Below are 25,621 nucleotides of genomic sequence, written 5' to 3'. Positions count from 1 at the left end.
GGATTATTCGGCGGGTTGATCGCTGGGGTCGCCCTCAGCTTCGCTTTCGTTTTCATCCTCAGCGTCCGCCTCTTCTTCGATCTGCTTCTTGTTCATGCTGCGCTCTTGCACGCGCATCAACAAAAGCGATCCCTCGAACAAAAGCAGCAAGGGCACAGCGAGGATCACCTGCGTGCCCGGATCAGGCGGGGTGACAAGGGCTGCAATCGCGACGATCCCGACGATCACATAGCGCCGTGCGGCAACCAATTGCGCGCGGGTCACAATTCCTGCGCGGTGGAGCAGCATCAGCAGAACGGGCAGCAGGAACGTCAGCCCAAAGGCCAGAATGAACTGCATCACAAGGCCGAGGTATTCACCCGCCGATGGGAGCGCCTGGACCTGAAGCCCGCCTGTCTCTCCCCCAAATCCAAGGAAAAAGAAGAACGCGAGTGGCATGACCACATAGTACGCAAGCGCCGCGCCGCCGATAAACAGAACCGGCGTCGCAATAAGAAACGGCAAAAACGCCTTCTTTTCATTTGCATACAGCCCCGGCGCCACAAACGCCCAAAGCTGGTTCGCGATGATCGGAAAACTCACCATGAAACCTGCGAACAGGCCGATTTTCAGCTCAACGAAGAAGATTTCGGGAAGTTTGGTGAAGATCAGCTGCCCTTCCCCTTCAGGAAAAGCATCTTTCAATGGCTGGACCAGAAAACCAAGGATGGGGTCGGCAAAATAGAAGCATATGCCGAACCCGACCAGCAAAGCGAAAATCGCACGCATCAACCGGCTGCGCAGCTCGATCAGGTGGTCGAGAAGCGGTGCTCTGGTCTCGTCAATATCCTTGACTTCAAACGCCATCTTCGCCGCCTATTCCGGGCGCTTGGCCGGCGTATCCGGCGAAATTGGCGTTTCGGGAGCTGGCGCGGCTGCAATGCTTTTTGCTGTGTCTTTCGCAGCACTTTCGGCATCGGGCACTGTTGTTTCTGAAACTGGAGGGGGGCCTGTCATGACAGGTTCGCCTTTACTCGCCTCAACTTCCGCCGCAGAGCGCTTCATGATCTCTTCATTCTGCGCTTTCCACTTTTTCTCCATGTCTTCGAGTTCAGCCTCGCGAACCATGGCATCAATGCCTGTGCGGAAATGCGAGGAAACGCGGCGAACTTTTCCGATCCAACGGCCCGCGTGACGCATGGCCAAAGGCATATCTTTCGGCCCGATCACAAGGACCGCGACGATGATAATCACCAGAAGCTCTGCTGCGCCGATGTCAAACATTGCCTAAAGGACTTTCAAAAGGCGTAGGGCGCGCGGGTCGTGCGCGCGCGTCAGGTGCGTTAATTAGAGGCTTCGCTCTTTTCGCTCGTCTTGGCCTCGCCAAATTCTTTTGGGCTCGCGTCTTTGGCGGGCGCTTCAATCTGGGCTTTGGCTTCATCAGTCGAGGCAGACTCTTCGCTCATGCCTTTCTTGAAGCTGGAAATGCCTTTGCCGAAATCGCCCATCATTTCGGAAATACGACCGCGTCCAAACAGGATCAAAATGACCACTGCGAGGATAAGAATTTGCCAGATACCGACTTGGCCAAACATAAGGATTCTCTCTTCATTGCCCTGTTCGGGACTTGCGCGAGACGTGCGCGGGACGGGGTTTGCGTTAGCCAATATAGGCGTTCTCGCGCCATCACGCCAGTGAGAGCGGCGATTCTTATGAAATCGCGAGCAGAATCTTACTGCGACGTGTGGTTTGCCGGGTGCTCGGGCGCTGCTTCGCAATCCGTCTCATCACCCGGTTCGCACGTTGCTTCTGCCTCGCTATCGTCATCACCTACCGACATCGCCTCTTCGAAAGCATCATCGACAGGATCGAGCAGGCCAGAGGCGCGCAGTTCGTCAATACCGGGCAAATCGCGGCGCGAACCAAGGCCGAAATGATCCAGAAATTCCGGCGTTGTGGCGTAAATGACCGGCCTTCCCGGCACCTCGCGGCGGCCCGCAAGCTTGATCCAACCTGCCTCCATCAGCACATCGAGTGTTCCTGAACTGGTTTGCACCCCGCGGATCGATTCAATCTCCGCCCGGCTGACCGGCTCGTGATATGCGATGATGGCAAGAACCTCGGTCGCAGCGCGGCTCAGGCGGCGAACCTGCTCTTTTTCGCGCCGCAAGAGGTGCGCCATGTCGGGTGCTGTTTCGAAATGCCAGCGCTTGCCCCGTTCGACCAAATGCACGCCGCGATTTTCGTAGTGATGGGCCAGAGCCTTCAACGCGTCGCGGACGAGGCCCTTGTCGCAATCACCCAGATGAGCAGCAATTTGATCGACGGTGAGCGGCTCCTCGGCAGCAAACAGAGTGGCCTCAAGGCCGCGTTCAAGCTCATCCGGTTCGCCGCCGATTTCGCCATCTACCTCCGACATCAGCCTTCCACTCGCTCTTTAAGGCGGCGGATGCGCAAGGGTGCAAACGCGCCCTCCTGATCAAGTTCTGCGCGGCCAAGACGGGCAAGCTCAAGTGCTGCAACAAAGCTCGACGCCAAGGCCGACTTGCGCAAGGCGGGCCCTGCATGTTTGGGAAGGAAATCTCGAATTTCCATCCAGTCGAGCGTCACGCCCAACATCGCCGACACGCGATCAAGCGCGCTATCAAGCGTCATAACCGGGCGATCAGAGACGTGATAAATCCGCGGCGCGGTGCGCGCTTTCACCTGACCGTATGCCTGGATTAGCGAGAAGGTATCCGACTTCCAAAGCGTCTTTCGGTCGGTCCGCAATCCTTCGGGAGCACCGCGCAGGAAGATATCGCGTCCGATCCTGTCACGCCCCAAAAGCCGCGCCGCCGCCTCGCGCATGGCTCCCAACCGTTGCAGGCGCAATTGCAGCCGAAGTGCGAGCTCCTCGGGGCTCGGGTCTTCCTGCTCATCCTTGGGCAAAAGGAGCGAGGATTTAAGGTAAGCAAGCCACGCTGCCATCACCAGATAATCGGCAGCAAGCTCCAGCCGAAGGTCCTGCGCCCGCTCAATATAAGTGAGATATTGATCCACCAGCGAGAGGATCGAAATCTGTTTCAGATCAACCTTTTGCCGCCGCGCAAGGTCGAGGAGCAGGTCAAGCGGGCCCTCCCAGCCATCAAGCTCAAGATAGAGCGCTTCTTCGCCGGGCTTCGCGCCCTGTTTGGCCGGATCATCGTCCCAGCCATCGGGCATGATGGCTCCGGGTTCAGAGGCATTCATGCTGCCGCCGGTGAGCATAAAGCCGTCTTCTGCCTCGGTCGTGATCGGAGGGCTCATGCAGCTTCTCCTGCAAGGGCGAGAAGCTCGTCGCGCTTGGCCAGAAGATCGCTTGCCTCGTCAGCGACAGTGTCAGCCACCCGCGTTCCTGCGAGCGCACGATCAAGCCGCCCTGCCGCAGCTTCGGAGATGCTTGGCAAACGCTCGCAAATGCCTTGCATATGATCCATTTTCGCCCAGCAATTCAGCACGATATCGCATCCTGCCGCAATGGCGCGCTCTGCGCGTTCGGGGACGGTCCCATCAAGCGCTTCCATATCGATGTCATCGGTAAGGAGCAGACCGTCAAAGCCGATTTCGCCGCGAATGATGTCCTCGATAATCGTTTTGGAAAGGGTGGCAGGCGATTCAGCATCCCAGACCGGAAATTTGAGATGCCCTGTCATCCCGATCAGAGCGGAATTGAGTTTGCGGAACGGGGCAAGGTCGCTCTCCAATTCCTCGACGCTCGCATGGACGGTGGGCATTTCCTTGTGACTGTCGACGCTGGACCGGCCATGGCCCGGCATATGCTTGATACAGCCGGTGACGCCGCCTGCTGCCAATCCATCGAGGATCGCGCGGCCAATCGCGGCAATTTGCATGGGATCATGGCCAAGCGACCGATCTCCGATCACATCATGCGCACCCTTTTGGCGAAGGTCCAAAGGCGGGTGATAATCAACCGTAATCCCCATCGCTGACAGTTCGAGCCCCATCGCGGTCGCACCCGCACGTGCCGCTTCAATCGCGCTTGCTGGGGCAAGCTTGTAGAGCTGATCGAAAGCCTCTCCGCTTGGATAGGCCGCCCAATGCGGTGGACGAAGGCGCGCAACGCGGCCCCCTTCCTGGTCTATCGAAATGAGGAGGTGATCGCGTCCATGCAGATCGCGCAGTTCATCGGTCAATGCGCGCAGTTGCTCGGGCGTCTCACAATTGCGGCCAAACAGGATGTAGCCCGCAGGATCAGCCTCGCGGAAGAACGCTCGCTCTTCTGCGGTCAGCTTTGTGCCAGAACATCCGAATATTGCCGGGACCATGGAAAGCAGATTTGCAGGCGCTGCCCCATCAGGCAAGCGCCGTAACCATCCATTGTGGGGTTTTTGCGGGGAAAGACGTGGAAAGACGCGGGAAATCCCCGCTCTCCCAGAAAATCAGCCCCGAAAATTAGCCCAGACTAGCCCTTAACCTGGCAATCAATGCCGTCGGATTTGAGGTTTGCGCAAAGCCGGTCGGCGGCTGCACGGTCGCTCGCCACGGCTTGCAAGCGATAGACAGTACCGATGTCAACAACGCCTTCTTCGATGCGATAGCGCATGCCTGATAGAGCATCGGTACGGCGGCTAAGCTCGTTCCAGCCCTGCTCGGCGCGCGCGCGCGAGGAATAGGCTGCGAGCTGGACGCCAACACCGCTGCGCGATGTGGTTGCACCTGATTGCGTGCCTGATTGGCCCGCTCCGGCCGCGTTTGCGGTCGCAGCGCCTGCTTCGCCAGCATTTGCCCCGGTACCGGTACCTGCACCAGCGCCTGAACCCGCACTGGCACCCGTCCCAGCATTGCCATCGGTGTTCATAACGCCTGCGGGCGTGCCGCCTTCGCCAACCACCGGGGCAACATTGCCGGTGCCGGCAAACTCCTTGCCGCCGGGATCTTCGGGACGCTCTTTGTAGGGGCCTTCAGGTGCTTCGATCACGCTTCCGTCGGCTACCGCTGCATCATCGGCAGTTTTGCTGCCAAAAATCCAGACAGTGCCCACCGCCAAGGCCAGAATGCCAAGCAGGATAAGCGCGAGGATAATGATCTGCGTGTTGTCTACGCCGCCCGCGCCATCGTCGTCTTCGTCCGCTTCAAGCCAAGGCAGGCTGTCATCTTCAGACAGGTCGAGTTCACCCTCGCTGCCTTCGACTTCTTCAAATTCGGCATCGATAATCACGGCTTTATTCCCCTGGAATTCAAGCGCTTAACCGCCTGACCCACTACATTCTGTCCACTGCCTCCACGCCAAGAACGCGCAGACCATTGCGCAGAACTTGCCCGATTGCCGCAGCCAGGAAAAGCCGCGATTGTGACAAAGACGCGTCCTGTTTCACAATGAAGCGTTTTTGCGTGTCAGTGTTACCCAAAGAATAGAAGGCATTAAGGTCGGTTGCCAAGTCATAGAGGTAAAATGCGATGCGGTGCGGTTCGCGTGCCTTGGCCGCCGCTTCGACTTCGCGCGGGAATTGCGCGGCGCGTTTGACGAGCGCGTGTTCCTCTTCGCCAAGCTCTGCCAGTGCATCAGAGGAAGGCGAAAAGCCCTCATCTTCCAATGCTTTACGCAAAGTCGATTGGATCCGCGCATGGGCGTATTGAACGTACCAGACAGGATTATCCTTGGACGCCTCTACCACTTTGGCAAAGTCGAACTCCATCTGCGCTTCGGGTTTGCGCGTCAGCATGGTGAAGCGCACAACATCGCGGCCGACCTCTTCGATCATGTCAGCAATCGTGATGAAGTTACCGGAACGCTTGGACATTTTGACAGGCTCACCGCCGCGCATCAGCTGGACCATCTGGACCAGCTTCACATCAAACGGGGTTGGTTTGCCCTTCCCTTCGGAAAGAGCAGCGACGGCGGCTTTGATCCGTTTCACGGTGCCCGCATGGTCCGCACCCCAGATATCGATCAGCTCATCGGCGCTTTCCGCTTTCTGCATATGGTAAGCAAGGTCAGCGCCAAAGTAGGTCCATTTGCCGTTCGATTTCTTGATCGGCCGGTCCTGGTCATCGCCAAATTTGGTCGAGCGGAAGAGGGGTAGCTCAACTGGCTCCCAATCTTCAGGCGGTGCCTTGCCCTTGGGAGCCTCAAGGACGCCGTCATAGACAAGGTCTTGTTCACGCAGCCATTTTTCCGCTGAATCGGGTTTTCCGGCGGCGTGCAGTGCGGCTTCGGATGCAAAGACATTATGATGGATACCAAGCAAGGCGAGGTCGGCCTTGATGAGATCCATCATCTTCTCAACCGCCTCGGCGCGGAAGTAAGGTAGCCACTCCTCTTCGGGGGTGTCCTGGTGCTTGCCGCCCAATTCCTGCGCCAGATATTCGCCAATGGGTTTCAGGTAATCGCCGGGGTAATACCCTTCCGGGATCTCTCCGATGTCTTCGCCCAATGCCTCGCGGTAGCGAAGGTGCACAGATCGGGCGAGCGTATCGACCTGACCGCCCGCATCGTTGATGTAATATTCGCGCGTGACCTCGTGTCCTGCAAGCTCAAGCAAGCTTGACAATGCGTCGCCGACAACTGCTCCGCGGCAATGGCCCATGTGCATGGGGCCGGTCGGATTGGCGCTTACATACTCGACATTGACGCGGGTGCCCTTGCCCATGGTGGAACGGCCATAATCATCGGCGAGAGCAGTGATTGCTGCCAGTTCATCGAGCCAGACCTGCGGGTCGAGCGTGAGGTTGATAAAGCCGGGTCCCGCGATTGCGGCGCTAGCAATGCCGGGGGCTGCCTCCAGCTTGGTCACAAGAGCCTCAGCCAAAGCACGCGGCTTGGTTTTGGCAGGCTTTGCCAGAACCATCGCTGCGTTGGTCGCCAGATCGCCATGCGAAGGGTCGCGCGGCGGCTCTAGCGTCACATTCTTGAACGATGCGTCTTGCGGCAGCACACCGTCTGCGACAAGCGCGCCAAGTGCGGTTTCAATCGTGCCGCCAAAGGCTGTGTAGAGTGTTTGCATATCTGTCATCTCGCATGCGCCCGTTAGCGCAAAGGGGAGAAAGGGAAAAGGGAAAGGCTGGGCACACGAAACCAAAACGACGCGCCATGCGTCGCAAGGCCGACCGGCCGCCCACAGGTGCCCCGCACCCTGAACTTGTTTCAGGGGAAAGGAATAGCGCCGAGGAGTTCGCCCGGATGGGCGAACACAATCCTTAACGCGTTGCGTTATACGCCAGCTGCGATTCGGTCAGTTGGAAGCCCACCAGCATCTCGAAACGGGTGCGCTGAATGGCTGCTTTCACTTCGGGGTCGGACAGCGGGTCAAGCGCTGCATCGGCATCGCCGGCTCGTCGCTTGCGTGTGATACGCTCGCGAATGTCCTCTGGCAGCGAAGCAGCGGAGCGGTCGATGAACGAACCGGCCTTGGCGCTTGCTCTTGCACGATCCTGCCCATCGGCGAATGTCACTGTCACCTCGCCCACACGTTTGGTAACAACCGCGCTGCTGCCCTGAAGGACAGTCACAAAATACGGCAGTGTCACAGTGCGCGCGCCGCGCGTGTCGGTGCGGCGGGCAAGCACGTCAAATGTCGCCTCGGAATAGACCTTGTCGCCGGTATCATTGCAGGTTGAGCGCAGGTTGGTCATCGCAGCGCTGACGTCCAGATTGCTCTGTGTCTTGTCGCCAGCGGCACGGAATGTGGTCACATCGCCGGTGAAATCGGGAATACCCACAGACGGGCACGACGACAGCACAGCGGTGATGCCGACACCCTGGTCAATCACCAGATCGCCCTCGCCAGCACAGCCAGCCAGCGCAGCGGCTCCAACAAGAGCGGTAAAAGCGGATTTGCGATGCATCATGGTAAGCTGTGATCCCTCGAAATTCATATCTTGCGCTTGCGATGCGCAATTTGTCCAAAGCCTCTTTAGCCCCTAGCGAGCCATGCAGCAAAGCGCTAGAGGGACTTATATGAACGCGCCTATAACCCGTGACACCGGAGCCGATGCAGCACCATTGTCGGCTGAGCCACTCAACCTCCTGATCGCTGCCCCGCGCGGCTTTTGCGCAGGCGTCGACCGCGCGATTGAAATCGTCGAGAAAGCGCTCGAACGCTATGGCGCGCCCGTTTATGTGCGGCATGAAATCGTCCACAACAAATATGTGGTCGAGGGGTTGAAGGCCAAAGGCGCGATCTTCGTGAAAGAGCTCGACGAAGTGCCGACCGATGCGCCGGTCGTGTTCAGCGCGCACGGCGTGCCCAAATCGGTGCCCGCAGAGGCAGAACGTCGCAATATGATCTATGTCGATGCCACCTGCCCGCTGGTCTCAAAAGTCCACCGTCAGGCCGAGCGCCAGCTTGAAAAAGGGCGGCACATCATCTTTGTCGGCCACGAAGGCCACCCGGAAGTCATTGGCACAATGGGTCAGGTTGAACCGGGTCAAATGACCCTCGTTGAAAATATCGAGGACGTCGACAAGCTTCCTTTTGAAAGCGATGAACCGCTCGCATACCTCACACAAACCACTCTTTCGGTCGATGACACGCGCGAAGTGATTGAAGCGCTTGAATGGCGCTATCCCAATATCCGCGGGCCCAAGGCAGAGGACATCTGCTATGCGACCTCGAACCGCCAGGCCGCGGTGAAGGAACTTGCGCATGATTGCGATCTGGTTCTGGTTGTGGGTGCGCCCAATTCATCCAATTCACTGCGGCTGGTAGAGGTTGCAGAGCGGCTCGGCACACCGGGCAAACTGATCCAGAGGGCCGACGAGATTGATCCTGCTTGGCTTGAAGGTGTTGAGACGATTGGCCTAACCGCCGGGGCATCCGCGCCTGAAATACTGGTACGCGAAGTCGTGGATGCGCTTGCCAAGATCCGCCCCATTAGCGAGCGCGAAATCAAGCACACCGAAGAGAAAATGGTCTTCAAACTGCCGCGCCAACTTACCGAATAAAGCCAAAGGGCCCGCCTTATGGCCGTCTACACACATCTTGGCGCAGAAGAATTGGCGGCGCTTATCGCGCCTTATCCGGTCGGACCGCTGGTGTCGGCGAAGGGGATCGCGGAAGGCGTCTCCAACTCGAACTGGTTGATCGACACTGCCGGAGAAGACGGCAATGGCGCTCGCTTCATCCTCACCATGTATGAACGGCGGATAGAGCTTGAGGACTTGCCCTATTTCCTCGGACTTCTCGATCATTTGTCGGCGAAGGATTGCCCCGTCCCGCGCACCATTCACGACAAGGATGGCGCGGCTTTCCGGATGCTGGATGGCAAAGCCGTCGCATTGATCGAATTTTTGCCCGGTGTTTCTCCGGCAAAGCCAGAGGCCACGCAGGCATTTGCCGTGGGGGCAACCCTCGCCAAGATCCATGCAGCGAGCCAGGATTTTGGCCTATCGCGTGATAACACCATGGGGTTTGGTCAAAACCTGGCTTGCCTTGAGGGATGCGGGGCTGGCCCCTTGGCATCAATAAACCCCGATTTGCCCAACATCCTCGGCCCGGCACTCGAAGCGGCTCAACTGGATTTGTCCGCCCTCCCCCAAGCCCAGATACACGCCGATCTGTTTCCGGATAATGTGCTGATGCTTGGCGATGAGGTCACGGGGCTTATCGACTTCTACTTCGCATGCTCGGGAGCCATGGCTCTCGATCTGGCGGTCACGCATGCCGCGTGGTGTTTCGACGAGCATGGCGCGTATAGGTCCGATCTCGGAGACGCCTTGGTCGCAGGCTATCAAAGCGTGCGGCCTCTAACCTCGCCAGAGAAGTCGGCTCTGCCAGCAATCGCCAAGGGAGCAGCGATCAGGTTCATCGCCAGCCGGGCAGAAGACTGGCTCGATACGCCCGATGATGCGCTTGTGACGCGCAAGGACCCAATGCAGTTTGTCTCACGCTGGCACTTCTACAACGAACATGGCGCTGAAATATTTGCATGAAGCCACAGTCTGCGGCAAACGAGCCGAGTAATGGCAAAACCACCCAAACACGTTGAAATCTTCACAGATGGTGCTTGCAAAGGCAATCCTGGACCAGGTGGCTGGGGCGCGCTTTTGCGCAAGGGCCAGCACGAGAAAGAGCTTTCGGGCGGCGAAGACGACACCACCAACAATCGCATGGAGATGATCGCGGTCATCGAAGGGCTCAATGCCTTGATCGAGCCATGCTCTGTCGATCTGTATTCCGACAGCAAATATGTGATCGACGGGATCACAAAATGGGTTCACGGCTGGAAAAAGCGCGGCTGGATTAATGCGAGCAAAAAGCCGGTGCGCAATGCCGATCTTTGGCATGACCTGATCGAAGCGAGCTCGCGTCACCAAGTGTCATGGCACTGGGTCAAAGGCCATTCGGGGCACGAAGAAAACGATCGTGTGGACCGTCTTGCAAGCGATGCCGCAGACCGGATTGCGGCAGGCGAACTTTCCTAAGGCAGAAACGCGGCAGAAACGAAAACGGGCGCGCCGTTATCGGCACGCCCGCGCATCAACTCGATAAAGCGTAAACGCTTTAGCTGTTGTCTTCGACCGGTGCGCCCGGGCCGTTTTTCTTGATCGAATTGATCGCGTTCTGGGCTGATGACTTGCTCGAATAGCCTTGGGTCGAGAACATCACTTCGCTGTTGTAGCTGAAGCGTACGCGGAACTCGTCAGCTTTGTCTTTGTATATTTCAAACTTGTGAGCCATCTTCTTGGTTTCCCTCTCAAATGGTGGTGGAACGCGTCACACCATACAGATCAAAAATCGTCTGGCTAGAGTGCACAGACGGCTTTCTCGCGGCAAAAACGTGATGGATTGTAAACCTGTGCATCAATCGTTCGGGTCAGATCATCGCGTTCGAGCCCGAGCATTATCTGCGATCCCAATTTCGCAGCAGCAGGGGCCGTTTGAATGCCAAAGCCGCCTTGGCCTGCGAACCATAGAAAGTTCGCGCAATCAGGATCAGGGCCATAGATTGGCAAGCGATCCGGAGCAAAGCTTCGGAGGCCTGCCCAGCGCCGCTCTACCGCTTTGATACGCCACTGGGTGGCGCGCTCGAAGGCGTCGATTGCACGGGCAACATCGATCTCTTCAGGTGCCGCATCGCAAGGTACGCTTGGCGTTTCGTCATGCGGGCTTAGCCACAGACGGCCATTGTCCGATTTGAAATAGAATTGCCCCGATATATCGAGAACGAGCGGCATATCATCAGGCGCGCCAGGTTCGACCCGCAATTGTGCCACTGTGCGGCGGTACGGGGTGATGCCAATGGGCTGCGCCCCTGCCATTTGTGCGACGGTGTCTGCCCAGGCCCCGCTGGCATTCACAAGTTTGGCGGCGCGAAACACCTCGCCGCGGGTTGTCGTGATGCGCCAGCCACCGTCTTCGCTTGCCACATCACCAATGCGTGCATTGCATTTCAACTGGGCACCCGCCGATTTAAGGACCTTCAAATAGTGTTGGTGCAAGGCTCCAACATCAATATCTGCGCAAGCCTGCTCATAGATCGCATCGCTCCATTCTTCGCGCAGGAACGGCGCATGGCTGCGCGCTTGCACGCCGTCGACGCGCTCAATCGTGACCCCGCTTCCGGCAAATTGCTTCGCGAAATCATCAAGTTTCGCGCGGTCTTCATCGCGGCCGATATAGAGCGCGCCGCGCTGGCGCAGAAATCCGTGCTCGCGCAAGTAGTGGCCCGAGGCAAGCGTGAGCGGCACAACGCCGGGCCCGCCATAACATTCCTCCCAGAATGCAGCTGAACGCCCGGTCGAATGGTATCCCGGTGCCTCTTCCGCCTCGAGCACAAGCACTTTGGCGAAAGGTGCCAATTCGGCGGCAAGGCTGGCCCCTGCCATCCCCGCACCGACAATGGCAAAATCATACAGTGTAGCGGTCATTGGGGCGTCATTGAGGTGGGGCAACCTCATCCAGAAACTGCGCGACAGCAGCCATCACGCTAGCTCGTACTTCGTCTGTCTCGCGCAAGACCTCGTGGTGTGCGTTTGCGCCAAGTTCGAACATGCGCCCTTTGGGAAGCCGTTTGACCGCGCGCACATTGGCAGGGTGGCTCACCAGCTTGTCGTTCGAGGTCGATGCGATAAGCACCGGTGTCTCAACCCGCTCCATCGCGCCGGCTGAATCCAATGCGCGGCATGATGCATAAGCGCGCTCGACCCAGCGCCAGCTGGCAGGCCCCATCACCAATTCCGGCCTCGTATCGCGCCAGAATTGTTCATCGGCATAGCGGTCAGGGTCGTGGGTCAGAAGATTAATTCGATCCTTGGGAAGTTCCCCGGGTTTCTCGCTCCATTTCCAGGCCTGGCGTGTGGGCGCGCCGACCCACGTCATCAGCTTTGCGACAAAATGCTGGACAAAGAACGGCACTGGCGGCCCCTGCATACCGAGCATGGGCGCGCTGAGGAAAGCGGCCTTTGGAGGCACGTCGCCATCAAGCTTTCCATCGACCAGAGCGCGCATAACAAGGTGCCCGCCCATGGAGTGGGCAGCGATAACATGTGGTCCGGGCACCTCTTTGACCCATTTGCGCCACAGAAAGGCAAGGTCATCGGTCCAGATCGAAAAGTCTTCGATGTGGCCGGTATAGGGGTCTTTACCCAGCCGCCCCGAACCCGCCTGCCCGCGCCAATCCGATGCGGTGACCCGCCACCCGTCGCGGTGCCATTCTTCCAGCGTCTCCAGGTATTTTTCATAGCAATCGCCGCGCCCCGGCAGAAACAGGATTGATCCGCGCGCAGGCAAACCGGCCTCATTGGCTGAGCCCGGCCAGTCAATACGGCGCACTTCGTGCCCGTCTTCAAGAGCCCATTTGCTCTCGGTCGCAGCGGGAGGGATTACGCGCCGATCGATGGGAGCGCTCTTGTATCCTTCCTTGGGAGAAGCCTTTGTCACTTGTTCATTCATGAATAACGCGCGAAGTCCCGAGCCATTGATCGTGGTTACTATTTGGTAAGCACTGGGCTGTAGCACACCCCAAAGACGCAAAGTTCGAGAAACCGATCCCGGCATTCACGAACACCTTGTCGAGGGGCACATATGTTGATGACGACTGTTCAATACGGACTGCTGATTGCCTTGGCAATTGCGCTCCTATACGCCGCATTCACGGATATCCGTTCGCGTACTATCTCCAACTGGCTGAACCTTAGCATTGCAGCTGTTGCCCCTGTTTTCTGGTGGGCAAGCGGCCTTGCTCTTTGGCCGGATGTCGCGATCCAATTGGGCGTTGCAGTTGCAGCCTTCGCGGTTTTTGCCGGGATGTTTGCCCTTGGCATGATGGGCGGCGGCGATGTGAAGCTGCTTACAGCGCTTGCGCTCTGGATCGAACCCAATGCCTTTTTACAATTGTTGCTGGTCATGGCTGTCGCAGGCGGCGTGCTGACCATTGCAATGGCGGCCGTGCATGCAATTCGCAAACAGAAGGAAAAGCTCGCCATTCCCTATGGCGTTGCAATCGCCATCGGCGCCTTCTGGATACTTATTCCTCGTCTTAGCGAGTTTCCGACAATTGCCTGAAATTCAAGAAGAGCGCGGTCTGGAAACCCGATCTTAACTACTTTGGTCGTAACAACCACAAGCATACCTGCCCGTAATGTCACGGGCCCACGAAGGGGGCTAATTAGCCATGGATAGGAAGAAACTGGTTCTGTTGCTTGGTGCACTCGTTGTCGCGATCGGCAGCGCATTTCTTGCACGCAGCATGTTTGCAGGTGACGCAGCTCCGGCTGCGGAAGCCCAGGCCGAGCCAACAGGACCCAAGGTTCTTGTTGCAAACCGCGCACTGCCTGCAGGCACCATCATCACCGCTGATGCCATGGGCTATCAGCAATGGCCTGAAGAGCTCGTACAGGACGCCTACTTTATTGAAGGCAACTCCGACATGAGCCAGCTTTTGGGCACAGTAGTCCGCTTCCCTGTTACTGCAGGTGAGCCTGTCACTCATGGTTCGCTTGTGCGTCCTGGCGACCGGGGTTTCCTCGCAGCAGCGCTTGGCCCGGGCATGCGCGCCGTAACGGTGCCAGTGTCAGCCAAGACCGGTGTTGCCGGCTTTGTTTTCCCGGGCGACCGCGTTGACATGGTTCTGACCCAAGCCGTTAAAGGCGATGGTCGCGATCTTCAGGCAGCCGAGACTGTTCTTCGTAACCTGCGCGTTCTGGCAACCGACCAGACAACCGAGCAAGTGACCGATGAACAAGGCAAGACACTCGTTCGCGCTTTCCGTACGGTTACGCTCGAAGTCACTCCACGCATCGCTGAAAAAGTAGCCGTCGCTCAGACGATTGGCGAACTCACTTTGGTGCTGCGTTCGATTTCGGACAATCAGGCAGAGCTTGAGCGCGCTATCGCTTCTGGCGATATCGAGATCCCTGCTGATGCGACACCTGAAGAAGAAGAGCGTTTCTTGCGCACTGCAATGGGTCGTCCTGTCGAAGGCAAATCAACCTTCCAAACCGGCGGTGATGTCTCACGCTTCCAGCGCAAGACCATTCCACCGCAAGACCAAGGCGGCCGCAACCGTGCTCCAACACGCACGCCAGCAGCTCCAGGTGTCGGTGCAAAGGTCAACGGCGCGCCAGTCTACAGGGGCCCATCGGTCCGTGTGACACGCGGCAAAGCAACCACCGAGGTTCCAGTGAACGGTTCGATCACCGCAGCAACCGGTAACCTTAACAACACTGTTAGCCGGGGCGTTGGCCAAGCGGGGCAAACCGTCCCGTCAGCGCTCAGCACAATCCGGTAACGGGCTCGGAAAAAGGACAAAAGCCATGCGAGCCTACACCAAAACGAACACCCAATTGGCCAATCCGGCCATGCGGACACGGACACGCACTCAAGGGAAATCCACAGGGGGCCCTAAGATGAAAGCCAAGTTTCTTAGCCGAGCGTTGCTCGCCGGAATTGCAATGCTGCCAATGGCGGCAATGCCAACCGGATCAGCAACAGCGCAGCAAGTCGTAAGCCCGAATTCAGAAATCGTGCTTTCGATTGGTCGCGGCGAATTGATCGCTGTACCGGGCGCTATGACGGACGTCTTTGTGGCGAACGAACAGGTCGCTGACGTTCAGATCAAATCCCAACGCCAGCTCTATGTGTTTGGCCGTTCAGGCGGTGAGACCACGATCTACGCCAGCAACGCTCGCGGCGATGTGATCTTCTCTGCGAACATCCGTGTAGGCAACAACATCGGCAGCATCGACCAGATGCTTGCGCTCGCCATGCCACAAGCCAAGGTCAACGTGGCGACGATGGGCACCAATACGGTGCTTCTCACCGGCACGGTAAACGCACCCGAAGACGCAGCGGAAGCAGAGCGTCTGGTGTCAGCTTTCCTTGGCGAAGAAACGAATGTGATCACCCGCCTCAAAACGGCGACACCACTGCAAGTTAACCTCCAGGTTAAGTTTGCCGAGGTCAGCCGCAGCCTGGTCCGTGAAATCGGTGGCAACGTCACCACAATCGACGGTGCACAAGGCGGTTTTCGCGGCGGTATCGGTACTGGCAGGGACCTTGTTGGTGAATCCGGGTTTAACACGGGTGGTCCAGTGAGTGTTGGCCCTGGTGCCGGCGCAGTTGCCGGACAGCGCTTTGTACGCGATATTACTGGCGCGATTGCAACCGACGAAAACGGTATTCCATTGATTGAGGAAGTACCAGGAAGCGCGATCGGCACGAATGCGGGTTCAGGCACGACCATTGGTGGTCTGGCTCAACTCTTCGGCCTCGATGTGCTTGGCGCGATGGACCTGTCCGAGCGTCTGGGCCTTATCACTACGATTTCGCAGCCCAACCTGACTGCGCTTTCCGGTGAAACTGCCACATTCCTTGCTGGCGGCGAATTCCCGATCCCGATTTCGCAAGGCCTCGGCAACGTGGCGATCGAATATCGCGACTTTGGTGTCAGCCTCGCTTACACGCCAACGGTTCTTGCCAATGGCCGGATTTCGATCCGCGTTCGCCCGGAAGTTTCCGAGCTTTCATCGCAGGGCGCAGTTACGCTTAACGGCTTCCAGGTCCCTGCCCTCACCATCCGCCGCACCGAGACGACGGTTGAGTTGGGCTCGGGTGAGAGCTTCATGATTGCTGGCCTGCTCAGCAACAATGCGCAAAACTCGCTCGACAAAGCGCCTGGTCTTGGCGACGTGCCAATCCTTGGCAACTTGTTCCGCTCACGCTCTTTCCGCCGCGGCGAAACCGAGCTGGTGATCGTTGTGACGCCGTATCTGGTGAAACCAGTCAACGAGCGTGACATCGTCTATCCAACCGATGGTTTCCGCGCAGCAAGCGAATTGGAGCAGCTGCTTCTCTATCGTGAAAGCGGCAGCAAAAGCGGAGAGCGCCGTCCTGGCCCAACCGCTTCAGAGCCTGACGCTCCAAACCCGGAAGTAAGCGCTGTTGATCCTGCAGCAATCGTGCCTTCGCGCCCGAGCAAGCAGGATCGCCGCGCAGACACCAGCCGAGACCGCAAGCGTAACGGAGCCGATGCTCCTGCGCCCGGCTTCAGCCTCTAAGCCCTCAGCAAAAAGGTTACCGTGATGAAGAATGCACACAATAACAAGCTGATGGGCGCCATCGCCCTCGCTTTGGGCGTAGGTCTTGCTGGATGCAGCAGCGGCCCGCTTTCAGAAAACAACACCTCGCTCTATTCGGTCAATCAACCTGTGGTCGAGCGTACCAACTTCACTCTTGATGTGGACACCAGCCGGTCTGGTCTCACCATCAGCGAGCAACAGCGTCTCAACGGTTGGTTCGAAACGATGGACCTTCGCTACGGTGATCGCATCACCATCGAAGATCCTTCGTCGAACCCGGCGGTTTCTGACGCTGTGAACCAGTTGGCTGGTCGTTATGGTCTTATTGTCGAAGGCGTCGCCCCGACAACAACGGGCCTTTTGGGAGCAGGTCAGGCGCGCGTGGTTATCACCCGCTCAACTGCTTCGGTTCCCGGATGCCCGGACTGGGAGGGCCGCTATGACGGCAACTTCAAGAACGAAACCAGCTCGAACTACGGCTGCGCTGTCAACAGCAACCTGGCAGCAATGGTCGCCAACCCAGAGGATCTTCTCGAAGGTCAATCGGGCACAGGCGAGACCGTTATCGCAACCGGTACAAAAGCAATCCAGACTTTGCGCGAGGCAGAGCCGACCGGTGCTGGTGGTCTTCAACAAGCTCAAGCTCAAGGGGGTAACTGATCAATGAACGCTCCATGGAAATCCGGTATCCCCGGCAATCGCGACCCCTTTGCCGCTTACATTTGCGACGATGCTGCGCTCGACGTGCTGCGTCCGGTCGTCATCGAAATGGGCTGGCAGCCTGAGAAGTGCAACAAGGGTGGCCTGCGCAATGCGGTCCAGTCGCTGTCTGTCAGTGCAAGCCCTGCCATTCTGGTTGTCGACCTGTCTGAAAGCGGCGATCCGCTGAACGACATCAACGCTCTGGCCGAAGTTTGCGAACCGGGAACGGTTGTGATCGCAATCGGCCAGGTCAACGACGTGCGCCTTTACCGCGACCTTATCTCAAGCGGCATCCACGATTATCTGCTCAAGCCTTTGAACGCTCAGGCTGTGCATGATGCGTTGAACGGTGCTCTGGCCGTCTTCACTTCGCCAAAAGCTGGCGATTCTGAGGGTGTTAAGCGTCACATCTCAACCGCTGTCGTTGGAACACGCGGCGGTGTGGGTGCATCGACGCTCGCGACTTCACTGTCATGGTTGTTCAGTGACCAGCACAGTGCGCCAACCGCTCTGTTCGATCTCGATGTGCACTTTGGCACGGGCGCTCTTGCGCTTGATCTCGAACCTGGCCGCGGCCTCACCGATGCGATCGACAACCCAAGCCGGATCGACGGCCTGTTTATCGAACGCGCCATGATCCGCGCGAATGACAATCTGTCGATCCTCTCGGCCGAGGCCCCTATCAGCCAGCCGCTGATGACCGATGGCTCTGCCTTTGTGCAGCTTGAAGAGGAATTCCGCCAAGCGTTTGAAATGACGGTGATTGATCTGCCACGCAATATGCTGATCAACTTCCCGCATTTGCTGGCGGATGTGAACCTTGTGCTGCTGACATGCGAGCTCACGCTTGCATCGGCGCGCGATACGATCCGCGTCCTGTCCTGGCTCAAAACCAATGCAGCGCACGCCCATCCTATGGTCGTCGTCAACAAGTACCAGTCCGGCGTTGCCGAAATCAGCAAAGCGGATTTTGAAGCTTCTATCGAGCGGAAAATCGACTTCGTAATTCCTTACGACATCAAGGCGGCATCCAATGCTGCCAAGCTGGGTCAGGTCTTCACCGAAGCGAACAAGGGCTCGAAAGCAACCGCGACGATCAAACAGATCGCAGAGCGCATCATGGGTGCGAGCGAAGATGATCTGGCCGCTATCACCGAAGAGAAGAAATCGCTTCTGGGTGGCTTCGATCTGAAATCGCTGTTGGCGAAGAAAGACAAGAGCAAGGCTGACGCAGAGCCTGCAGAATAAACGATTTTTCCGGCAGTCCCGGCGGTGAAGCTTCACTCTTCACCCCGGCCTGTCGGGGAACATGATTAGCAATTCGCGCGGTCCGGTACCGGGCACTCCTTTACGAGTAACACGCGCAAGCAAAGCAACGAGAACAGGCAGGAAAAAACCGACATGGACATACTGCAAACCCTGCTGATCACTGTGGTGATCTTTTTGGTGATCGTTGGCGGCTACCTGCTTTTGTCGGGGCCTAACGTTGGCAAGTCGCAAAAACGCCGCGTTGACGCGCTGCGCTATCGCCACTCGGACAGCACCGATTCCAAAGTTGAGTCGCAATTCAAGAAAGCCATCGCTGCACGCAAACCCAAATCGCACCGTGTTGCGGGATCCGGATCACGCGTTGAAGCCCTGGAAATCCGGCTCGACCGGACCGGTAAAGGCTGGACCTTGTCGCAATATATCTATGCTTCGCTTGGCCTGACATTAGGCGTCGCCGTGCTGGTGTTCCTCCAAAGCGGCGCGCCACTGCTGGCGCTCGGCGTTGGGGCTGTCATCGGCTGCGGATTGCCGCACCTTGTCGTTGGCTTCTTCATCAAGAAGCGCACCAACGATTTTGTCGCGAAGTTCCCCGACGGCATCGAATTGCTCGTTCGCGGTCTTCGCTCGGGCCTTCCTGTGGCTGAAACGCTTCAGGTTGTGGCCGAAGAGGTCCCGGGACCCGTAGGCATCGAATTCAAGGGCGTCGTTGAACGCATCAAGATCGGTAAAACGATGGAAGATTCCCTCCAGGAAGCAGGCGACAAGCTTGGCATCCCCGAGTTCAACTTCTTCACCATCACTCTGGCAATCCAGCGCGAGACCGGTGGTAACCTTGCCGAAACCCTTTCGAACCTTGCCGACGTGCTGCGCAAGCGTTCGCAGATGAAGCTGAAGATCAAGGCGATGAGCTCTGAATTGAAAGCTTCTGCCTATATCGTGGGTTCCTTGCCCTTCATCGTTTTTGGCCTGATTTATTGGATCAACCCCGATTACCTCGGCCAGTTCTTCGTAGATGATCGCCTGATCATCGCAGGTATCGGCGGTCTCATCTGGATGAGCATCGGTGCCTTTATCATGGCCAAAATGGTCAGCTTTGAAATTTGATCCGGGAGTTATCAGACAATGCTTGATCAACCAGCCGGACCAACGCTTCTTGGCTTTGATGTTATCCTCGTGGGAAGCATCCTTGCAGGATTGGCCGCCTTTGCCGTGATGATGGCGATTTATGCCGCTGTCACGATCAAAGACCCTATGGCGAAACGCGTCAAATCGCTCGAAGAGCGGCGCGACGAATTGAAAGCCGGCATTGTGACCGGCGGCTCACGCAAGCGCGCCAGCCTCGTTCGCAAGACTGACACCACCGACAAGGTGAAAGACAGTCTTGGCAAGTTGAACGTGCTCGAGCAGAGCCAGATCGAGGCTGTGCAGCAAAAGCTTGCTCACGCAGGCATTCGCAACAAAGAGCTTGCGGTGATCGTCATCGGCCTTCGCGCAATCTTGCCGATCATTTTTGGCCTTATCGGTTTCTTCCTCTTCTACTGGATCGATTATTTCGCCTGGGGCGATGGCTCCATGAAGAAGGTGTTTGCCTTTGGTGCACTTGTGTTCCTTGGCTACAAAGGGCCCGAGATTTATCTGTCGAACCTTGCAAACAAGCGTACGGCCGAAATCCAGAAAGGTCTGCCAGACGCGCTCGATCTGCTCGTCATTTGCGCAGAAGCGGGCCTTACCGTGGACGCAGCCTTCAACCGCGTCGCAAAGGAATTGGGCCGGGCGTATCCGGAACTGGGCGATGAATTTGCTCTGACCGCGATTGAGCTGTCCTTCCTGAACGAGCGTAAGATGGCCTTCAACAACCTTGCCTACCGGGTTAATCTCGAAGCGGTTAAGGGCGTTGTGACCACCATGGTTCAGACCGAACGTTATGGTACGCCGCTTGCTTCTGCTCTGCGCGTGCTCTCGGCCGAATTCCGGAACGAGCGTATGATGCGCGCCGAAGAGAAGGCAGCCCGTCTGCCAGCGATTATGACCGTTCCGCTGATTATGTTCATTCTGCCGGTTCTGTTCATCGTGATCCTTGGTCCAGCAGCATGTTCGATCAGCGACGCTTTGATCACGCCGCAACAAGAAGGCGGCGGCGGCTAACACCAAAGCTTCCAAGCAACATCAAGAGAGCCGGTGCCCCAATATGGACGCGCCGGCTTTTTTGCATTCAGGTCTGTGATTTATGACCCGGTTTGCCGGGTAAGGGCCCCGGCGCGCGCGCGGATCTTGGCAAGCATGGATCGCAGCGCTGCCTCTTCGGCCTCGTCCAAACCTTCGCAAAGCTCACGCTCTGTCGCGCGGGCTGTGGGCATGACCTCGCTATGGATAGCCTCCCCCTCGCCTGTCAGAGCCAGAAGGTGCGAGCGTCCATCGCTCTGGTTGGCGACCCTTGCAATCAGGCCGCGCTCCTCGAGCACTTTGCACGCCCGGTTCACCGCGACCTTGTCCATCAAAGTCGCCTCGGTCAGGTCACGCTGGGTCAGCTGCCCGCCGTGGCTCGCCGCATCGCCCAGAACCGCCATGACCCGCCACTCTGTCACCTTAAGGCCAAAGCGGGCCCGATAACGCTCGGAGATCAGCCCGCTCACCGCGTTGGATGCAATGGAAAGCTGGTACGGCAGAAAATTGGCGAGCTGGAAATCTTGCCCCGGCGAAGCTTGTGAGTTTGTCATGAGAACCGGTTTCTCATGAAACCAATCGCTCTTCAAGACCGCGACCGCACTCTGTTTATCCGTAGGGGCGTTCATCCCACCATGGGTAGAAGTCCGGCATGTCCTCGCTGACCTTGCCCGGATATTGTGGCGCGCGCTTTTCAAGGAAGCTGGCGATGCCCTCTTTCGCGTCCTTCCCGCGTGACAGGCGATAGATCGCGCGGCTGTCGATCTTGTGCGCTTCCATAGGGTGGTCGGCATTCATCAAACGCCACATCATCGCCCGGGTCATCGAAACCGATACAGCAGAGGTATTGTCGGCAATTTCGCGCGCAAGCGTCCTTGCCTCAAGTAAGAGATCATCGGGCGCATGGATGGACCGGATAAGCCCGCCATCCTTCGCTTCTTCCGCGCCAAAGACCCGGCCGGAATAGCACCACTCAAGAGCCTGGCTGATCCCGACAAGGCGCGGCAAGAACCAGCTTGAGGCCGCCTCTGGCACAATCCCGCGGCGCGCAAAGACAAAGCCATAACGCGCATGGGACGCCGCAAGCCGGATATCCATCGCCAATTGCATGGTTGAACCAACGCCAACGGCCACCCCGTTACACGCCGCAATCAGGGGCTTTTTGCTCTCGAACAGGCGAAGCGTCAGAAGGCCGCCACCATCACGCACGCGTTCATCGGACAGATCATCAACCTGTGTCGGATCAGAGAAGACGTGCCCTCCCCCTTCCGGTGTCAGATCAGCGCCTGCACAAAACGCCTTTTCGCCTGCGCCTGTAAAGATCACCGCACGCACATCATCATCGGCATCAATGTCATCCATCGCTGCCATGATTTCTTCACCCATGGTGCGGGTGTAGGCGTTCATTTTCTCGGGCCGGTTCAGCGTAATTGTTGCGATGCCATCGGTCTTGTCGACCAGAATTTGCGTGTAATCCGTCATCAAAATCTCTCCTGTTTGGCACACTTGGCACACTGTTCAGGGGGAGAAAAGATTTGAGGCCGGGTGGAAGCGCAAAACTGGTAAAAAAGGTAAGGTAAAAGGCATCAGCATCGCGGCCGTCTTACCCCGGTCGGCACAATGTAGGACAGGCACAAAAAACCCCGCACCGTGAATGCCACGGGCGGGGTTTTTGATCGGTTGTGTAAGAGACTTAGGAGCCGCCCACCGCGCCTTCGCCGCTTGGCGCTTTGGCAGTGGCGTCACCGCCGCCTGTCAGGCCGAGCGCTTCGAGCATATATTTCACATCAGGCTTACGGCCTGCGAAATTCTGATACATTTCAAAGTAATCCATGGTCCCGCCGCGGCTGAGAACGGTCTTGCGATAGTGGTCGCCCGCCTCACGCGAGAGGCCGCCATTTTCGCGGAACCAGTTGCGGCTGTCGTGGTCGAGCATCTGCGTCCACAGATAGCTGTAATAACCAGCCGAATACCCCGCAGGTGATGAGAAGATGTGGTTGAAATAGGTGCTGCGATAACGCGGCGGCACCAGATCAATCTCTAGGCCCAGCTCTTCCAGCGATGAACGCTCAAACGCGGTCACTTTTTCTGGCGTATCGAGGGCTGCTGCCTCTTCTTTGGAAAGCGCCGCCCACTTCATGTCGAGAAGCGCGGATGTCACGACTTCGCCAAAGTCATAACCCTGGTTGAATTTGGACGCCGCTTCGATCTTCTCAACCATCTCGGTCGGGATGGTTTCGCCGGTTTCGTAATGCTTGGCGTAGTTTTGCAGCACTTCGGGCCATGTCATCCACATCTCGTGGACCTGGCTTGGATACTCCACAAAATCACGCGCGGTCGCGGTTCCTGAGAGTGTCTCGTACTTCTGATCGGCAAAGAAGCCGTGCAGCGCATGACCAAATTCGTGGAAGGTGGTGTTGACCCAGTCAAAGCTCACCAATTGAGGCTCACCCTCTGGCGCTTTGGGGATGTTGAGCACGTTGTAGATGACCGGCTTTGTGTCCCACATATAGCTTTGGTCGACAAAGTTGCTCATCCATGCACCGCCGCGTTTGGACGGGCGCTGGAACGGGTCAAAATAGAACAGGCCAAGCTCGCTGCCGTCGGCTTCGAACACGGTGTAGACCCACACGTCCTCGTGATAGACAGGCAGATCGGTGCGGCGTTCGAAGGTCAGGCCGTAAAGCTTTTCAGCCATGTAGAAGACGCCGTCTTCGAGCACTTTATCAAGGACGAAATATTCCATAACCGCGTCTTCATCGAGGTCGAACTGTTCGGCCTTGATCTGGTTGGCATAGCGGTACCAGTCCCACGGTTTCACTTCATAATCGCCGCCATCGGCTTTGATCGCTGCATTCAAGAGTTCTGCCTCGCGGCGCTGAGTTGCGGCGAGAGCAGGAACCATCTGCTCCATAAAGGAAAGCGCAGTCGCGGGCTTTTCGGCCATGCGGTCCCACATGGTGTAGGTCGCCCAGTCCGGCTTGCCGAAAATCCCTGCTTTTTCGGCGCGCAGTTCTGCGATGCGAGCGATCAGCTGTCGCGTATCGATGTCGGTGGTGCCGTTGGCGCGCAGGTAGCTTGCCTCAAACAGTTTTTGACGGCTCGCGCGGTTGTCCAGTGCCGGGATCAGCGGCTGCTGCGTCGTGTTTTGAAGGGCGATTGCATATTTGCCCTCCTGGCCAATGCTTGCCGCGAAATCGGCCGCTGAACGGATGTCACCTTCGGAAAGCCCGGCGAGTTCATCAGCGCTGTCAAAGATCACCGGTTGATCCGCCATCGCGCCGCGCGCTGCTTGCCCGAATTCGGTGGTCAGCTTGGAAAGCTGCGAGTTGATTTCCTTGACCTGCTCGACCTGCGCTTCGGTAAGAAGCGCGCCTGCCTGAACCATGCCATCATAGGTGCCTTCAAGCAGCTTGGTATCTTCGCGATCGAGGCCAAGAGACGCGCGCTTGTCGTACACGGCTTTGACGCGGGCGAACAGTTCCGGGTTCAGCGTGATGCTGTCACCGTGCGCGGTGAGCTTGGGGCTGATCTCGGTGTTGATCGCATCAAGGCGGTCATTGGTGTTGGTGCCGGTGAGCTGGAAGAACACACGCGCCACACGGCCAAGCATACGGCCCGATTTCTCAAGCGCGACGATGGTGTTTTCAAAGGTCGGCTCTGCCGGATTGTCGATGATCGCCTGCACTTCGGCAGCCTGGATCGCCATGCCCTGTTCAAACGACGGCACGTAATCGTCTTCGCTGATCTTGGTGAAATCAGGCGCCATGAATGGCAGCGTGCTGTCAGAGGCGAAATAGCCGGTGCCCTCAGGGATGGCAGCGGCAGGCGCAGAATGCGGAATGGGCTTCGCATCGGCGATTGTGGCGGTGTCAGCCGGCATCTTCTCCGGTCGTTGCACAAGCGGCAAGAGCAAGGGTGGATGCTGATAGGGCGAAAGAAGCGAGTTTGCGCGTCATTTGTGGACGACCTCTCTTGTGATTTGTCAGTAGGCACGCGGCCAAAGGTCCGCGCACTTTTTGGATGTGGGACTGTTAGAATGCTGTATTGCAGGACGCAACTTGAATGGAGGATTAGTGTTCAATCGGGGCCGATGAAACCGGATGGTGGCGCCAAAACCGTGACCGGGCCAATCTGTTAGCGGATGCGATAAGTTAACGTCGTGGTGTAGAATGACCGGATTGGTGCGCCTGTTGTATCCAATGCAGGTTCGAATTCTGCATATTCGTAGATTTCGCTACACGCTGTCGAATTCAGCTTATCTGTGGTGGTCAGACCGTTGAGGAAACACTCCTCAACCGCACCATTTTCATCAATAGTGATGCGCATCCGCAAAATCGCACTTTCCCCTGCACGTAGCGCTGCATCCGGATAGCGTTTTTGTATCCGCCCCGCGACGGAGGCGACATTCTTGAAAACGGGCCGCTTTGCGACAGTCATTTGCTTTTCAACATCAAAGCCCCATTGGCGCACCATATCACGCGTACATGTGTTGAGCGCTTCGAAGGCAGGCGCAAGCGGGCCCGTTTCAAATCGGACTTCACGCCTCCTTTGGGTCAAAGAGAGGTAATTTGCATCACTGCCAATATCGGTGTTGAGGCCGGGAATACCGGCCGCAATATCATCGCCTCCTTCGTCCTTGTCCCCTTGCTTCGGGGAACGCTCTCCTGCGACCACAATTCTGGCAGGCTCCGCCCCGAAAAAGACATTCGAGAAAATCAGCGCATGCCTCACATCGCCCAAATTGCCCTTAAGAGGTTCTCGGGTGCGCGGCTCGGCCTTGTCGGTAAAGCTAATGCTCGTCTCTTCGCTCCCCTTGAAACGTCGAAATGAAGAGCCTGCCGCAGTTATACCAGCGCCTCTGCTGGGAAAATGCTGATCCAGGATGAGGTAGTGTTTGTCGTCATCTGCCCCGAAACTGCGCACCAGGCGACATTTCGTTTCACCATAGTCGAGGTTCCAAGGCGAGCTTGGCTGTAGAGAAACGGGCGGTGTATCAGCATGCAC

At 57.6% G+C, this 25,621-nt stretch carries 26 protein-coding genes; 10 read left to right on the top strand and 16 right to left on the bottom strand.

Translation table 11 applies throughout. The features are described from left to right. Nucleotides 1-3: 3 nt before the first annotated feature. The 9 genes from tatC to AC0V6Q_RS00575 form a co-directional block, all read right to left on the bottom strand. Nucleotides 4-846: a twin-arginine translocase subunit TatC gene (gene tatC, locus AC0V6Q_RS00615; protein WP_486166511.1), complete on the bottom strand. Its 843-nt coding sequence runs from the start codon at nt 844-846 to the stop codon at nt 4-6. Nucleotides 847-855: 9 nt separating this feature from the next. After that, the gene (gene tatB, locus AC0V6Q_RS00610) at nt 856-1,263 is read right to left on the bottom strand and encodes a Sec-independent protein translocase protein TatB (protein WP_486166510.1); all 408 of its coding nucleotides are present in this window, start codon (nt 1,261-1,263) and stop codon (nt 856-858) included. 59 nt (nt 1,264-1,322) lie between these two features. Then, complete coding sequence (tatA, locus tag AC0V6Q_RS00605; protein ID WP_486166509.1) at nt 1,323-1,574, bottom strand: twin-arginine translocase TatA/TatE family subunit; 252 nt, start codon at nt 1,572-1,574, stop codon at nt 1,323-1,325. A gap of 137 nt (nt 1,575-1,711) precedes the next feature. After that, nucleotides 1,712-2,398, bottom strand: a complete 687-nt coding sequence (gene scpB, locus AC0V6Q_RS00600) for an SMC-Scp complex subunit ScpB (RefSeq protein WP_486166508.1) — start codon at nt 2,396-2,398, stop codon at nt 1,712-1,714. Next, nucleotides 2,398-3,183, bottom strand: a complete 786-nt coding sequence (locus AC0V6Q_RS00595; protein WP_486169213.1) for a segregation and condensation protein A — start codon at nt 3,181-3,183, stop codon at nt 2,398-2,400. The genes scpB and AC0V6Q_RS00595 overlap by 1 nt, the downstream gene beginning before the upstream one ends. A gap of 80 nt (nt 3,184-3,263) precedes the next feature. After that, the gene (gene nagZ, locus AC0V6Q_RS00590; RefSeq protein WP_486169212.1) at nt 3,264-4,286 is read right to left on the bottom strand and encodes a beta-N-acetylhexosaminidase; all 1,023 of its coding nucleotides are present in this window, start codon (nt 4,284-4,286) and stop codon (nt 3,264-3,266) included. Between the two features lie 137 nt (nt 4,287-4,423). Then, on the bottom strand, nt 4,424-5,179 hold the full coding sequence (locus tag AC0V6Q_RS00585; protein WP_486166507.1) for an SPOR domain-containing protein: 756 nt from the start codon (nt 5,177-5,179) through the stop codon (nt 4,424-4,426). Nucleotides 5,180-5,222: 43 nt separating this feature from the next. Continuing rightward, nucleotides 5,223-6,974 carry an arginine--tRNA ligase gene (gene argS, locus AC0V6Q_RS00580; RefSeq protein ID WP_486166506.1) on the bottom strand — a complete coding sequence of 584 codons (1,752 nt, stop codon included), beginning with the start codon at nt 6,972-6,974 and terminating at the stop codon, nt 5,223-5,225. 184 nt (nt 6,975-7,158) lie between these two features. Further along, nucleotides 7,159-7,836, bottom strand: coding sequence for a hypothetical protein (locus AC0V6Q_RS00575; protein ID WP_486166505.1), 678 nt, complete (start codon nt 7,834-7,836; stop codon nt 7,159-7,161). Nucleotides 7,837-7,918: 82 nt separating this feature from the next. Here AC0V6Q_RS00575 and ispH point away from each other — a divergent pair, with 82 nt between their 5' ends. From ispH to rnhA, 3 genes are read left to right on the top strand one after another with little or no spacing between them, the layout of a single operon-like run. Further along, nucleotides 7,919-8,905 (top strand): 4-hydroxy-3-methylbut-2-enyl diphosphate reductase, encoded by a 987-nt coding sequence (ispH, locus tag AC0V6Q_RS00570; protein ID WP_486166504.1) that lies wholly within the window; start codon nt 7,919-7,921, stop codon nt 8,903-8,905. An 18-nt stretch (nt 8,906-8,923) separates the two neighbouring features. Continuing rightward, nucleotides 8,924-9,892 carry a homoserine kinase gene (locus AC0V6Q_RS00565; protein ID WP_486166503.1) on the top strand — a complete coding sequence of 323 codons (969 nt, stop codon included), beginning with the start codon at nt 8,924-8,926 and terminating at the stop codon, nt 9,890-9,892. A gap of 30 nt (nt 9,893-9,922) precedes the next feature. Beyond that, the gene (gene rnhA, locus AC0V6Q_RS00560) at nt 9,923-10,384 is read left to right on the top strand and encodes a ribonuclease HI (RefSeq protein ID WP_486166502.1); all 462 of its coding nucleotides are present in this window, start codon (nt 9,923-9,925) and stop codon (nt 10,382-10,384) included. 79 nt (nt 10,385-10,463) lie between these two features. On the opposite strand, the gene AC0V6Q_RS00555 is transcribed toward rnhA, so the two are convergent. The 3 genes from AC0V6Q_RS00555 to AC0V6Q_RS00545 all read right to left on the bottom strand — a co-directional run bounded on the left by AC0V6Q_RS00555 (nt 10,464) and on the right by AC0V6Q_RS00545 (nt 12,854). Then, nucleotides 10,464-10,640, bottom strand: coding sequence for a YegP family protein (locus AC0V6Q_RS00555; RefSeq protein WP_486166501.1), 177 nt, complete (start codon nt 10,638-10,640; stop codon nt 10,464-10,466). Between the two features lie 65 nt (nt 10,641-10,705). After that, nucleotides 10,706-11,830, bottom strand: coding sequence for an NAD(P)/FAD-dependent oxidoreductase (locus tag AC0V6Q_RS00550; RefSeq protein WP_486166500.1), 1,125 nt, complete (start codon nt 11,828-11,830; stop codon nt 10,706-10,708). Between the two features lie 7 nt (nt 11,831-11,837). Next, nucleotides 11,838-12,854: an alpha/beta fold hydrolase gene (locus AC0V6Q_RS00545; protein ID WP_486166499.1), complete on the bottom strand. Its 1,017-nt coding sequence runs from the start codon at nt 12,852-12,854 to the stop codon at nt 11,838-11,840. Between the two features lie 132 nt (nt 12,855-12,986). Here AC0V6Q_RS00545 and AC0V6Q_RS00540 point away from each other — a divergent pair, with 132 nt between their 5' ends. The 7 genes from AC0V6Q_RS00540 to AC0V6Q_RS00510 all read left to right on the top strand — a co-directional run bounded on the left by AC0V6Q_RS00540 (nt 12,987) and on the right by AC0V6Q_RS00510 (nt 20,596). Then, a complete protein-coding gene (locus AC0V6Q_RS00540) occupies nt 12,987-13,466 on the top strand; it encodes an A24 family peptidase (protein WP_486166498.1) in 480 nt (159 codons plus the stop codon). 109 nt (nt 13,467-13,575) lie between these two features. After that, entirely contained in the window at nt 13,576-14,691 is a 1,116-nt protein-coding gene (cpaB, locus tag AC0V6Q_RS00535; protein WP_486166497.1) for a Flp pilus assembly protein CpaB, read from the top strand. Between the two features lie 118 nt (nt 14,692-14,809). After that, on the top strand, nt 14,810-16,459 hold the full coding sequence (locus AC0V6Q_RS00530) for a type II and III secretion system protein family protein (RefSeq protein ID WP_486166496.1): 1,650 nt from the start codon (nt 14,810-14,812) through the stop codon (nt 16,457-16,459). A gap of 24 nt (nt 16,460-16,483) precedes the next feature. Further along, a complete protein-coding gene (locus AC0V6Q_RS00525; protein WP_486166495.1) occupies nt 16,484-17,140 on the top strand; it encodes a CpaD family pilus assembly protein in 657 nt (218 codons plus the stop codon). A 3-nt stretch (nt 17,141-17,143) separates the two neighbouring features. Next, nucleotides 17,144-18,430 carry a pilus assembly protein CpaE gene (locus AC0V6Q_RS00520; protein WP_486166494.1) on the top strand — a complete coding sequence of 429 codons (1,287 nt, stop codon included), beginning with the start codon at nt 17,144-17,146 and terminating at the stop codon, nt 18,428-18,430. 153 nt (nt 18,431-18,583) lie between these two features. Next, nucleotides 18,584-19,555, top strand: a complete 972-nt coding sequence (locus tag AC0V6Q_RS00515) for a type II secretion system F family protein (RefSeq protein WP_486166493.1) — start codon at nt 18,584-18,586, stop codon at nt 19,553-19,555. 18 nt (nt 19,556-19,573) lie between these two features. Then, nucleotides 19,574-20,596 (top strand): type II secretion system F family protein, encoded by a 1,023-nt coding sequence (locus AC0V6Q_RS00510; RefSeq protein WP_486166492.1) that lies wholly within the window; start codon nt 19,574-19,576, stop codon nt 20,594-20,596. Between the two features lie 80 nt (nt 20,597-20,676). On the opposite strand, the gene AC0V6Q_RS00505 is transcribed toward AC0V6Q_RS00510, so the two are convergent. The 4 genes from AC0V6Q_RS00505 to AC0V6Q_RS00490 all read right to left on the bottom strand — a co-directional run bounded on the left by AC0V6Q_RS00505 (nt 20,677) and on the right by AC0V6Q_RS00490 (nt 25,540). After that, nucleotides 20,677-21,168 carry a MarR family winged helix-turn-helix transcriptional regulator gene (locus AC0V6Q_RS00505; protein WP_486166491.1) on the bottom strand — a complete coding sequence of 164 codons (492 nt, stop codon included), beginning with the start codon at nt 21,166-21,168 and terminating at the stop codon, nt 20,677-20,679. 55 nt (nt 21,169-21,223) lie between these two features. After that, nucleotides 21,224-22,096 (bottom strand): crotonase/enoyl-CoA hydratase family protein, encoded by an 873-nt coding sequence (locus AC0V6Q_RS00500; protein WP_486166490.1) that lies wholly within the window; start codon nt 22,094-22,096, stop codon nt 21,224-21,226. 211 nt (nt 22,097-22,307) lie between these two features. Continuing rightward, nucleotides 22,308-24,497: a M3 family metallopeptidase gene (locus AC0V6Q_RS00495; RefSeq protein WP_486166489.1), complete on the bottom strand. Its 2,190-nt coding sequence runs from the start codon at nt 24,495-24,497 to the stop codon at nt 22,308-22,310. 254 nt (nt 24,498-24,751) lie between these two features. Beyond that, the gene (locus AC0V6Q_RS00490; RefSeq protein ID WP_486166488.1) at nt 24,752-25,540 is read right to left on the bottom strand and encodes an energy transducer TonB; all 789 of its coding nucleotides are present in this window, start codon (nt 25,538-25,540) and stop codon (nt 24,752-24,754) included. Nucleotides 25,541-25,621: the final 81 nt, after the last annotated feature.

It is taken from the genome of Erythrobacter sp. S227 (genome assembly GCF_057364925.1).
This window is presented reverse-complemented; position numbering and strand designations above follow the sequence as displayed.

Excerpts from the sequence above, each read along its gene's own strand:
- AC0V6Q_RS00555 (WP_486166501.1), bottom strand. The coding sequence starts at position 10,640 with ATGGCTCACAAGTTTGAAATATACAAAGACAAAGCTGACGAGTTCCGC.
- scpB (WP_486166508.1), bottom strand. The coding sequence starts at position 2,398 with ATGTCGGAGGTAGATGGCGAAATCGGCGGCGAACCGGATGAGCTTGAA.
- cpaB (WP_486166497.1), top strand. The coding sequence starts at position 13,576 with ATGGATAGGAAGAAACTGGTTCTGTTGCTTGGTGCACTCGTTGTCGCG.
- AC0V6Q_RS00540 (WP_486166498.1), top strand. The coding sequence starts at position 12,987 with ATGTTGATGACGACTGTTCAATACGGACTGCTGATTGCCTTGGCAATT.
- AC0V6Q_RS00530 (WP_486166496.1), top strand. The coding sequence starts at position 14,810 with ATGAAAGCCAAGTTTCTTAGCCGAGCGTTGCTCGCCGGAATTGCAATG.
- tatB (WP_486166510.1), bottom strand. The coding sequence starts at position 1,263 with ATGTTTGACATCGGCGCAGCAGAGCTTCTGGTGATTATCATCGTCGCG.
- argS (WP_486166506.1), bottom strand. The coding sequence starts at position 6,974 with ATGACAGATATGCAAACACTCTACACAGCCTTTGGCGGCACGATTGAA.
- AC0V6Q_RS00575 (WP_486166505.1), bottom strand. The coding sequence starts at position 7,836 with ATGAATTTCGAGGGATCACAGCTTACCATGATGCATCGCAAATCCGCT.
- AC0V6Q_RS00515 (WP_486166493.1), top strand. The coding sequence starts at position 18,584 with ATGGACATACTGCAAACCCTGCTGATCACTGTGGTGATCTTTTTGGTG.
- ispH (WP_486166504.1), top strand. The coding sequence starts at position 7,919 with ATGAACGCGCCTATAACCCGTGACACCGGAGCCGATGCAGCACCATTG.
- AC0V6Q_RS00525 (WP_486166495.1), top strand. The coding sequence starts at position 16,484 with ATGAAGAATGCACACAATAACAAGCTGATGGGCGCCATCGCCCTCGCT.
- AC0V6Q_RS00495 (WP_486166489.1), bottom strand. The coding sequence starts at position 24,497 with ATGCCGGCTGACACCGCCACAATCGCCGATGCGAAGCCCATTCCGCAT.
- AC0V6Q_RS00550 (WP_486166500.1), bottom strand. The coding sequence starts at position 11,830 with ATGACCGCTACACTGTATGATTTTGCCATTGTCGGTGCGGGGATGGCA.
- AC0V6Q_RS00505 (WP_486166491.1), bottom strand. The coding sequence starts at position 21,168 with ATGACAAACTCACAAGCTTCGCCGGGGCAAGATTTCCAGCTCGCCAAT.
- AC0V6Q_RS00500 (WP_486166490.1), bottom strand. The coding sequence starts at position 22,096 with ATGACGGATTACACGCAAATTCTGGTCGACAAGACCGATGGCATCGCA.
- AC0V6Q_RS00545 (WP_486166499.1), bottom strand. The coding sequence starts at position 12,854 with ATGAATGAACAAGTGACAAAGGCTTCTCCCAAGGAAGGATACAAGAGC.
- AC0V6Q_RS00510 (WP_486166492.1), top strand. The coding sequence starts at position 19,574 with ATGCTTGATCAACCAGCCGGACCAACGCTTCTTGGCTTTGATGTTATC.
- AC0V6Q_RS00595 (WP_486169213.1), bottom strand. The coding sequence starts at position 3,183 with ATGCCCGATGGCTGGGACGATGATCCGGCCAAACAGGGCGCGAAGCCC.
- AC0V6Q_RS00520 (WP_486166494.1), top strand. The coding sequence starts at position 17,144 with ATGAACGCTCCATGGAAATCCGGTATCCCCGGCAATCGCGACCCCTTT.
- tatC (WP_486166511.1), bottom strand. The coding sequence starts at position 846 with ATGGCGTTTGAAGTCAAGGATATTGACGAGACCAGAGCACCGCTTCTC.
- tatA (WP_486166509.1), bottom strand. The coding sequence starts at position 1,574 with ATGTTTGGCCAAGTCGGTATCTGGCAAATTCTTATCCTCGCAGTGGTC.
- rnhA (WP_486166502.1), top strand. The coding sequence starts at position 9,923 with ATGGCAAAACCACCCAAACACGTTGAAATCTTCACAGATGGTGCTTGC.
- nagZ (WP_486169212.1), bottom strand. The coding sequence starts at position 4,286 with ATGGTCCCGGCAATATTCGGATGTTCTGGCACAAAGCTGACCGCAGAA.
- AC0V6Q_RS00565 (WP_486166503.1), top strand. The coding sequence starts at position 8,924 with ATGGCCGTCTACACACATCTTGGCGCAGAAGAATTGGCGGCGCTTATC.